8 protein-coding genes and 1 pseudogene are annotated in these 7,150 nt (G+C 66.8%); 7 read left to right on the top strand and 2 right to left on the bottom strand.

Translation table 11 applies throughout. From position 1 onward, the window contains the following. Both ACLQ6X_RS02295 and ACLQ6X_RS02300 read left to right on the top strand, forming a co-directional pair. A partial coding sequence (locus ACLQ6X_RS02295; RefSeq protein WP_411698547.1) for an AbrB/MazE/SpoVT family DNA-binding domain-containing protein occupies positions 1-213 on the top strand: 213 nt, incomplete at its 5' end. Beyond that, entirely contained in the window at positions 210-599 is a 390-nt protein-coding gene (locus ACLQ6X_RS02300; protein WP_411698548.1) for a PIN domain-containing protein, read from the top strand. The genes ACLQ6X_RS02295 and ACLQ6X_RS02300, both read left to right, overlap by 4 nt. A 60-nt stretch (positions 600-659) precedes the next feature. On the opposite strand, the gene phoU is transcribed toward ACLQ6X_RS02300, so the two are convergent. Then, entirely contained in the window at positions 660-1,301 is a 642-nt protein-coding gene (gene phoU / locus ACLQ6X_RS02305) for a phosphate signaling complex protein PhoU (protein ID WP_411698550.1), read from the bottom strand. A 166-nt stretch (positions 1,302-1,467) separates the two neighbouring features. Between phoU and ACLQ6X_RS02310 the strand changes: the two are divergent. Together ACLQ6X_RS02310 and ACLQ6X_RS02315 are read left to right on the top strand one after the other, a co-directional pair. Further along, a pseudogene (locus ACLQ6X_RS02310) lies at positions 1,468-2,618 on the top strand (sensor histidine kinase). After that, positions 2,615-3,295: a response regulator gene (locus tag ACLQ6X_RS02315; protein ID WP_411698551.1), complete on the top strand. Its 681-nt coding sequence runs from the start codon at positions 2,615-2,617 to the stop codon at positions 3,293-3,295. Before ACLQ6X_RS02310 ends, ACLQ6X_RS02315 begins: the two are co-directional and overlap by 4 nt. Positions 3,296-3,349: 54 nt before the next feature. Here ACLQ6X_RS02315 and ACLQ6X_RS02320 read toward each other — a convergent pair whose 3' ends face one another. After that, positions 3,350-3,841 carry a hypothetical protein gene (locus ACLQ6X_RS02320; RefSeq protein ID WP_411698553.1) on the bottom strand — a complete coding sequence of 164 codons (492 nt, stop codon included), beginning with the start codon at positions 3,839-3,841 and terminating at the stop codon, positions 3,350-3,352. Between the two features lie 154 nt (positions 3,842-3,995). On the opposite strand from ACLQ6X_RS02320, the gene ACLQ6X_RS02325 reads away from it, so the two are divergent. From ACLQ6X_RS02325 to cysS, 3 genes are all read left to right on the top strand, one after another. Next, a complete protein-coding gene (locus ACLQ6X_RS02325; RefSeq protein ID WP_411698554.1) occupies positions 3,996-4,523 on the top strand; it encodes a CarD family transcriptional regulator in 528 nt (175 codons plus the stop codon). After that, a complete protein-coding gene (gene ispD, locus ACLQ6X_RS02330) occupies positions 4,524-5,717 on the top strand; it encodes a 2-C-methyl-D-erythritol 4-phosphate cytidylyltransferase (protein WP_411698556.1) in 1,194 nt (397 codons plus the stop codon). It abuts the gene before it with no gap. Positions 5,718-5,789: 72 nt separating this feature from the next. Next, positions 5,790-7,150 (top strand): cysteine--tRNA ligase (cysS, locus tag ACLQ6X_RS02335; RefSeq protein WP_411698555.1); only part of this gene is annotated, 1,361 nt, incomplete at its 3' end.

The raw sequence follows: 7,150 nt of genomic DNA on the forward strand, positions 1-7,150 counted from the left end.
ACGATTCCCATCGAGGTTCGACGGCGCCTCGGAATTCACACCGGTTCGAAGGTCGACTTCATCGAGAAGTCAGGTGGCGGGTACGAGCTCTTCGCGGCCACCGGTTCGATTCGCGACATCTCCGGGATGTTCACCTGGACCGGCCCGACCGTCACACTCGAGCAGATGGATGACGCGATCGCCGAGGCCGCCGCGGAGACGATGAGGTCGTGATTGGCATCGACGCGAACGTGTTGATTCGGGATGCCGTGCAGGACGATCCGGTTCAGTCACCAATCGCGCGTCGATTTCTGCGCTCGCTCAGCGAGGACGCCCCGGGGTTTCTCAGCATCGTCGCCCTGGTCGAGACGACCTGGACGCTGGCCAGAGCGTACAAGTTCGAGTCGGCTCAGATCGCGCTGTTCGTCAGCCGCTTGTTGGCGTCGCAGGAGATCGTCGTGCAGGCATCCGGGGTGGTGCGGCGAGCGCTGAACGATGCGAGTGGCGCTGACTTCGCTGACGCACTCATCGCACACCTCGCCCTCGACGCCGACTGCGACTACACCGTGACCTTCGACCGGCGCGCCGCTGAGCTGCCCGGGATGCGGCTGCTCGAGTAACGCTTTGAGAGCCGGCGCGACGAGGAAGACAGGTGAGGTTCGAACTCGCTAACTACCCGCCTAGATCCAGTCACCCGTAGCCAGGTACTGCACCTTCTTGGCGATCGATACGGCGTGATCGGCGAAACGCTCGTGGTAGCGCGACGCCAGCGTGGCATCCACTGTGTCGACTGCCGCACCCTTCCAGGTCTCGCCCAGCACCTTGTCGAACACCGAGAGGTGCAGCGCGTCGATCTTGTCGTCGTCGTTGCGGATCTCTTCGGCCAGGCGCGTGTCTTCGGTCGTGAGCAGCTCGACCAGCTTGTTCGCGATGGCGACGTCGAGCGCGCCGAGTTCGCTGAAGGTGCCGCGGAGGCTCTTCGGCACGACCTTGTCGGGGAAGCGGTAGCGCGCGAGCTGCGCGATGTGCTCCGACATGTCGCCCATGCGCTCGAGCGACGCCGAGATGCGCAGGGCGCTCACGACGATGCGAAGGTCGCGGGCCACCGGCTGCTGCCGGGCCAGGATGTTGATGGCGAGCTCGTCGAGCTCGAGAGCGGCGACGTCGATCTTCTCGTCATCGGCGATAACTGTCTCCGCAAGGGAGACGTTGGAGTCGTTGAATGCCCGGGTGGCGTTGTCGATCGACACCGCTACCAGGGTCGCAATCTCAACCAGGCGCTCCTGAACTTCTCTGAGCTCCTGCTGGAATACCTCGCGCACGTTTTCGTCCCTTTCGGTGTGGACATTGTTCGGTCCGCACAGTTCACGCCAGACTGCCCGCACAGGGTGAACAACGGGTGTTGACCAGTTGAACAGTCGGCGAAGTGCGCCGCCCGTAACGGCACACCTGTCAGGCGGCCTTCAAGTTGTAACTAACCTAGTGCGTATGGACTCCGGATGGCTGGTGCCCCTGTCGCTTGTCTTCGGTGTGATAGTCGGAGCCGGCATGGTGGCGATCATCGTCGCAGCCGCACAACGCGGCCAGCGTGCGGTCGATGTGGTCAGCTCCGCGGTTCCCGACGGTGTCGACCAGGTCATCGACGCGCTCGAGTCTGCCGGCGTCGTGCTCGACCCCTCCAACAACGTGGTCAAGGTCAGCCCCGGCGCGCTCGCGTTCGGTCTCGTCTCGCATCAGGCCCTCGTGCACGCCGAGCTCGTGAAACTCGTCGACCGGGTGCGCCGTTCGGGTGAGCCCGTCACCGAAGAGGTGCACATCGCCCGCGGCCCGTTCGGCGACGCCAACCTCTACCTCCAGGTGCGCGTGGCCCGGCTGGGAGCCCGCTACATCCTGCTTCTCGCCGAGGACCGCACCGAGGCCTACCGCCTCGACGACGTGCGGCGCGACTTCGTGGCCAACATCAGCCACGAACTGAAGACCCCGATCGGCGCGGTGAGCCTGCTCGCCGAGGCCCTCGCCTTTGCGGCCGACGACCCCGAGCAGGTGCGCAAGTTCGCCAAGCGCCTGACGAAGGAGAGCGAGCGCCTCACCCGCATCACGCAGGAGATCATCGAGCTCTCGCGGCTGCAGGCGGCCGACGCCCTGGCGAAACCCGAACTCGTGTCGATCGACCACGTGGTGTCGCTCGCCATCGACCAGAACCACGTGGCCGCCGACGCGAGCGCGGTGCAGCTCGTGAGCGGTGGCGTCCACGGCGCGACCGTCTACGGCGACGAGGCCCTGCTCGTGGTGGCCCTCACAACCTCATCGCCAACGCGATCCAATACTCGCCGACGACGTCGCGCATCGGCATCGGTGTGAGCAACACCCGGGGCATCGTCGAGATCGCCGTGACCGATCAGGGCATCGGCATCCCCGAAGAAGACCTCGATCGCGTCTTCGAGCGGTTCTTCCGCATCGACCCGGCGCGCAGCAGGAACACCGGCGGCTCCGGTCTCGGACTCAGCATCGTCAAACACGTCGCCCACAACCACGGCGGCGACGTTCGCGTCTGGTCGCAGGTCGGCAACGGTTCTACGTTTACCATTCGACTGCCCGAGGCGACCGACGCCGGGGCCCGCACTGGAGAAGAAAAATGACCTCGATTCTCATCGTCGAAGACGAACAGTCTCTCAGCGAGCCGCTCGCGTACCTGCTCGAACGCGAGGGATACGAGACGACGGTCGCCGCCGACGGCCTCGCTGCCGTGGCCGAGTTCGACCGCAACGGGGCCGACCTCGTGCTGCTCGACCTCATGCTCCCCGGCCTCTCGGGTACCGAGGTGTGCCGTGAGATCCGCACCCGCTCCACCGTGCCGATCATCATGCTCACCGCGAAAGACAGCGAGATCGACATCGTCGTGGGCCTGGAACTCGGCGCCGACGACTACGTCACCAAGCCCTACTCGACCCGCGAACTGCTGGCACGCATCCGCGCCGTTCTGCGCCGCCGCCTCGAGGTGGAGGACGACCACGAGGCGATCCTCGAGGCCGGATCGGTGCGCATGGACGTGGAGCGCCACACGGTCACCGTCGACGGCACCGAGACGGCCATGCCGCTCAAGGAGTTCGAGCTGCTCGAACTGCTGCTGCGCAACTCGGGCCGCGTGCTCACCCGCGGACAGCTCATCGACCGGGTGTGGGGCGCCGACTACTTCGGCGACACCAAGACGCTCGACGTGCACATCAAGCGCATCCGTTCGCGCATCGAGAAGGTGCCGTCTGAGCCGACCATGCTCGTGACCGTGCGCGGTCTGGGATACCGCTTCGAGGCCTAAGGCCGGTAGCAGAAGAGGTGCGGATGCCGCGGCATCCGCAGCTCTTCTGCGTCGTTATTCGGCCGAGGGCGTGCTCGTGGGAGCGACGGGCACGAGCGTCGAGTACTCGCCGAGGCTGCCGTCGAACACGGGAACCAGCAGCTCTTTGCCCTGCTCCTGTCCGAACTGCACGTAGAGCGGCATGAGGCCGCCGATCTCGACGTCGGCGTCGGTGAGGATCACCGAGTCTTCGTCGGGCTGCCCGAACGACTTCGCGGAGTTGCCAGCCACGTAGAGCTGCGCCTCGCCCGCGCCGTCGTTGTACTGGAGGGTGACGAAGATGCCTTTGTCGGCGTTGTTGTTCGCCGTGAGCACCAGGTTGACCGTCTCGCCGTCTTCGGTGATCGCGAGCACGTTGCGCAGTTGGATGTCGCCGATGGTGGCAGCGGTGCCGTCGCTCGGCTCGTACTGGATGAGCGTCGCCTTCTCCGAGAAGAGCGAGCAGCCGGTCGTGCCAAGAAGCAGGCCGCCGATGAGGATGGCGGATGCCGCGCCGCGAGCAATCACTGGAGCCTCCAGTACAGAGAAAAATTGTGACCAGAACCGCATGGCTCTGCTGGAGCTTCAGTTTAGCTAGACGCGGTCGCAAAGCCGGGTTAGGCAAGCCTTACTCAAAGGCCATTATGGTAAACTCGGTCGTTGGTGAAAGGACCGGAAACCCATGTTGTTTGAGGTCGGCGAGACTGTCGTTTATCCCCATCACGGAGCCGCAACGATTACCGAGGTCAAGACCCGGGTGATCAAAGGGGTCGACAAGCTGTACCTCACTCTGCGGGTGGCCCAGGGCGATCTGGTCATCGAAGTCCCCGCCGAAAACGTCGACCTCGTGGGTGTGCGCGACGTCATCGGCCGTGAGGGAGTCGACCGGGTCTTCGACGTGCTGCGCGCCTCGTTCACCGAGGAGCCCACGAACTGGTCGCGCCGATACAAGGCTAATCTCGAGAAGCTCGCCACCGGCGACGTGATCAAGGTGTCCGAGGTCGTTCGCGACCTGTGGCGTCGCGATCAAGACAAGGGCCTCTCGGCCGGAGAGAAGAGCATGCTCGCGAAGGCGCGGCAGATCCTCGTCTCCGAGCTCGCCCTCGCCGAGAAGATCAACGAAGAAAAGGCATCGACCATGCTCGACGAAGTGCTGACAACCGACGACGGGCTGCCCGGCGCCGTTCCGACCAACACCGTGGCGTCCTAAATCGCGCCCGTGACCGGCTCGACCGTCGCAATCATCGTGGTTGCGGCGGGCAGCGGAACCCGCCTCGGAGCAGCCGAACCCAAAGCCCTCGTGACCGTGGGCGCCCAGACGATCCTGGAGCACGCGCTCTCCCGCGTGTTCGAGATGTCGGATGCCGCGCAGGTCGTCGTTGTGGCGCCGGCCAACCGGCTCGACGACGCCCGAAAGCTAGCCACCCGCGTCGCGGGTGTGGCGGCCGACCACGTGACCGTCGTGGCCGGGGGAGACACGCGCCAGCAGTCCGTCGCGGCGGGCCTCGCGGTGCTCGAGCCGGGCGTCGAGGTCGTGCTCGTGCACGACTCCGCGCGGGCGTTCACCCCCGCCGGCCAGTTCGAGGCCGTGGTGGCCGCGGTGCGCGCCACCGGCGGCGGCGTGATCCCGGGGCTGGCCGTGGCCGACACGATCAAGCAGCTCGACTGGACCGGCGCCGTCGAGCGCACGGTCGACCGCTCGCAGCTCGTCGCGGTGCAGACCCCGCAGGGCTTCCCGCGCGACGGCCTGCTCGCCGCCTATGCGTCCGCGGCCGAGGACTACACCGACGACGCCGCCGTGTTCGCCGCGGCAGGCCTGCCCGTGACCGTGGTCGACGGCGACCCGCTGGCCTTCAAGATCACCACCCCGTGGGACCTGCGCCGCGCCGAATCCATTCTGGGCGAGTCGGCCGCGGGCGAGTCGGATGCAGCGGCCGTCAGCATGCGCACGGGCGTCGGCATCGACGTCCACGGCTTCGACGAGAGCCAGCCGTTGTGGCTCGGCGGACTGCACTGGCCGGGCGAGCCCGGGCTGGCAGGGCACAGCGACGGCGACGCGGTGGCGCACGCCGTGTGCGACGCCCTGCTGTCGGCCGCGGGGCTGGGCGACATCGGCGGCAATTTCGGCACCGATGATCCACGGTTCGCCGGGGCACACGGCGACGTGTTCGTCTGCGCGACCGTGAAGCTCGTCACCGCGGCGGGATTCGCCGTCGAGAACGTCGCCGTGCAGATCGTCGGCAACCGTCCGAAGGTCGCGCCCCGTCGCATCCTGATCGAACAGCGCATGACCGATCTCGTCGGTGCTCCCGTCAGCGTTTCGGCCACGACCACCGACGGTCTCGGCTTCACCGGCCGGGGCGAAGGCGTCACCGCGATCGCGACGGTTCTGTTGAGCCGCTAGCGCGGTTGCGCACCGCGATCCCCATCGACGCTGTTGCGCCGCTAGCGCACGCGCGCCGATAAACTGGCGCGCGTGACTGTGCGCCTCTACGACTCCAAACGCCAAGAAACCACCGACTTCGAACCCATCGTCGATGGCCAGGTGGGACTCTACGTGTGCGGCCCCACTGTGCAGTCGTCGCCCCACATCGGGCACCTGCGTTCGGCCCTCGTCTACGACCTGTGGCGACGCTGGCTCACCTACCGCGGCTTCGACGTGACGCTCGTGCGCAACGTCACCGACATAGACGACAAGATCCTCGCGAACGCTTCGGAGAGCGAGGAGTGGTGGGCGCTCGCCTACCGCTTCGAGCTCGAGTTCACGGCGGGCTACAACCGGCTCGGCATCCTGCCTCCGACGTACGAGCCGCGGGCTACCGCGTCGATCAACGAGATGCAGCGGATCATCCAACGCCTCGTCGACAACGGCCACGCCTACCCGGCCGAGGGCGACGTCTACTTCGACACCGCGTCGTGGCCCACCTACGGCGCGCTCACCAACCAGCGGCCCGCCGACATGGTGGCGGCAACCGACGCCGACCCGCGCGGCAAGCGCGCACCGCAGGACTTCGCCCTCTGGAAGGGCCACAAGGCCGACGAACCGGCCTCGGCGGCCTGGGAATCGCCGTGGGGCCGCGGCCGACCCGGTTGGCACATCGAGTGCTCGGCCATGAGCTCGCGCTACCTCGGCGACAACTTCGACATCCACGGCGGCGGTCTCGACCTGCGCTTCCCGCACCACGAGAACGAGCTCGCCCAGTCGACCGCCGCGGGCGCCGCCTTCGCGAACTACTGGGTGCACAACGGCCTGGTCAACGTGAACGGCCAGAAGATGTCGAAGTCGCTGGGAAACTCGATCTACGCCGCCGAGTTCCTCGACCTCGCGCGTCCCCTCGTGATCCGCTACTACCTGGGGGCCGCCCACTACCGGTCGACCATCGACTACCACGACGGCGCGCTCGTCGAGGCTGAGGCCGCGCTCGAACGCATCGAGGTCTTTCTCGACCGATCGCACCGCCGCATCGCGAACACGCGATTCGCGGGCGGCGGCCTGCCGGTCGTGCCCGACGAGTTCGCCGAGGCCATGGACGACGACCTCGCGGTTCCGCAGGCCCTCGCCGTGCTGCACGAGCGGGTGCGGGCCGGCAATGCGGCCCTCGACAGCGAAGACCTCGCGGTCGTAGCCACCATCCGGGCCGAAATCGTGGCCATGGTCGAGGTTCTCGGAATTAACCCCGACGCACCCGAGTGGGCCACTGTAAGCTCTGTACCGGCGGAACGGGCACTCGCATCCCTCGTCGAACGGCTTATTGCCGACCGTGAGCACGCACGGGAGACCCGCGATTTCAGCGCAGCTGACCGCATTCGTGATGAACTAGTGGCCGCGGGCATCTC

The sequence above is a fragment of the Conyzicola sp. genome (assembly GCF_046714715.1).
Lineage (GTDB): Bacteria > Actinomycetota > Actinomycetes > Actinomycetales > Microbacteriaceae > Conyzicola.

Excerpts from the sequence above, each read along its gene's own strand:
- ACLQ6X_RS02325 (WP_411698554.1), top strand. The coding sequence starts at position 3,996 with ATGTTGTTTGAGGTCGGCGAGACTGTCGTTTATCCCCATCACGGAGCC.
- ACLQ6X_RS02315 (WP_411698551.1), top strand. The coding sequence starts at position 2,615 with ATGACCTCGATTCTCATCGTCGAAGACGAACAGTCTCTCAGCGAGCCG.